This is a genomic window from Okeania sp. SIO2B9, from assembly GCF_010672505.1.
Taxonomy (GTDB): domain Bacteria; phylum Cyanobacteriota; class Cyanobacteriia; order Cyanobacteriales; family Microcoleaceae; genus Okeania; species Okeania hirsuta.
In genome coordinates this window covers 1-1954 of the sequence record NZ_JAAHGK010001368.1, presented here as the reverse complement: position 1 = coordinate 1954, position 1954 = coordinate 1, and the positions used below count along the sequence as shown (strand labels likewise).

General features: G+C 35.4%; 1 protein-coding gene. It reads left to right on the top strand.

Translation table 11 applies throughout. From position 1 onward, the window contains the following. The coding region (locus F6K13_RS30830; protein WP_287289528.1) for a hypothetical protein at positions 1-1710 on the top strand (1710 nt) is incomplete at its 5' end. Positions 1711-1954 lie beyond the last annotated feature (244 nt).

Below are 1954 nucleotides of genomic sequence, written 5' to 3'. Positions count from 1 at the left end.
GGTTTAGCAGCAATTTGTGGAATTTTAGGAATTATTCCCGCTTTTAGTAATGAATATGTAGTCCAGGATGATGCTCGCTCCCACGTTTTTTGGATGGCAAGATTTCTCAATCCCGAACTTTTTCCTAACGATATTATTGCTGACTATTTTCAATCTGTTGCTCCCACCGGATATACCTATTTTTATCAATTATTTTCTCTCATAGGCATTCCACCTTTACTATTAAATAAATTTCTGCCAATCATATTAGGATTAATCACAACTACCTATTGTTTTAGAGTAGAAATAGAAATCTTCCCAGTGCCACTCGCCGGATTTCTCAGCACATTATTTTTGAATCAAAATCTCTGGCTAAAAGATGACTTAATCTCCGCTACCCCCAGAGCATTTTTCTATCCTTTATTTTTGGCATTTTTATATTATTTTTTTAGATATTCTTGGTTAGGAATTGCTGTAGCGATCGCTCTGCTCGGATTATTTTATCCCCAAGGAGTTTTACTCTGTCTTGCTGTCTTAGTCTTAGATTTTCTCCACTTCCGAAGTCGCCCAAAATTTATCATTTTAGCTATTGGTTTAACCGCAGGTTTTTTCGTACTTTTACCCTATGCTTTGAATACTTCCGAATATAGTCCGATTGTTACATTAGCTGAAGCTCAAAAATTACCAGAATTTTGGCCAGGAGGCAGAGCTTCCTTCTTTTCAAATAATAGTTTTGACTTTTGGTTAACAGGCGATCGCTCAGGTATTATCCCCCCAGAATGGTTATCTCAATCTTTCCTACCTCCTCAAGTTTGGGCAGGATTATTACTCATCTTCTTAAGCTCAAGATATTTTCCCCTAGCCAAAAAAATCACTCATAAAATCATCCTTTTACCAGAATTATTATTAGCATCAACCGGAATATTTTTAGCTGCTCACTTTTTACTATTTCGGTTACATCATCCCAGTCGTTACAGTCAACATAGTCTCAGAATAATCATGGCTTTAGCTGGTGGGATAGCCTTCACTTTAATAATTGATTTTGTCTGGCACAAATTTCATCTACTCAACCATCCCTTCCAAACAAAACCAGTTGAAAAAAATCAAACTATATTAAGTTCCTATAGAAGATTAATTACACATCCTATAAAATCCCTGTTCCCTGTTCCCTGTTCCCTGTTCCCTTACTTATATATAGTGCTAATTCTCCTCCTTTTATATCCAGCTTTAACCAACAACTTTCCTGTGACTAATTATGTTGTGGGAAAAGTACCCCAACTTTATGAATATTTAGCCCAACAACCTTCAGATATTCGGGTTGCTTCTTTAGCATTAGAAGCTAATAATATTCCTACTTTTGCTCAACGTTCAATATTGGTAGGTTCGGAATATGCTTTACCTTATCATCAGGGATATTATCGAGAAATAAAACAACGAGCTAAGGATTTAATCCAAGCACAATATAGTCCTGATTTAAAACAGGTACAAAATTTTATTGAAAAATATGGAATTGATTTTTGGTTGTTAGATTCTCAAGGGTTGACTTTAGAATATGTCACGAAAAATCATCGTCTGAGGCAATTAAATAATACTGCTGCTGCTGTAGTTAAGATGCAGATGGAAAATGGTGTAGTTCCCAGTTTGTTAAATGCTCAGAAAAGTTGTCAAGTTCTAGATGTTCAAGACTTAGTTTTATTAGAAGCAAAATGTATTTTAGAGCTTAAATCTTAAATAAAAGAAATTACTAGATTTTTCATTGCATTAAGCACTAAAAAAAAAGCGGCGCGGGAGGGAATTAGGGTTGCGCGGTACCAAAAATTCTGATACACTTTTGTTATTGGGTGGTACTCGCCCAGGGCAAACGCATCTTATTTTGCCGTTCCCTATATGTAGTGTTTATTTGATTTTATAGACACTATATGTTGAAAGTCTATTGTCAACAAGCGCAATAAAACCCGGTTTATTGATAATTACC